This is a genomic window from Mameliella sp. CS4 (genome assembly GCF_019392335.1).
Lineage (GTDB): Bacteria > Pseudomonadota > Alphaproteobacteria > Rhodobacterales > Rhodobacteraceae > Antarctobacter.
The window spans coordinates 1-285 of record NZ_JAHXRQ010000130.1; the positions used below are offsets into that span (position 1 = coordinate 1).

A 285-nucleotide genomic window follows, 5' to 3' on the forward strand; every position below is an offset into this window, starting at 1 on the left:
GGGCGAATTCCGGTATGAACTCATAACGGAGGCGAAGCCCCGCCTCGACCGTCGACAATCCGGCACCGACGCCGAGCTCGCGGATGTTCTGGGCGGAGAGATTAAGCTCGACGCGAGGTTGAAGGATCAATCTCTGCGTGATCAGCAGGTCATACTCGGCCTCTAAGCGACTCCTCAGCTCGCCTTTATTGGACAAGAAGAGGCTTGCCTCCACATTGTACGAATATGGCATGAGCGCCTGCAACGCGATGACAGCATCAGTACGCTGCGGGCCGGGTCCGAAAT

1 protein-coding gene is annotated in these 285 nt (G+C 57.9%); it reads right to left on the minus strand.

Annotated features, from left to right (window positions below; all coding sequences use genetic code 11):
* The coding region (locus tag KZZ07_RS26820; protein ID WP_219519998.1) for a copper resistance protein B at nucleotides 1-285 on the minus strand (285 nt) is incomplete at both ends.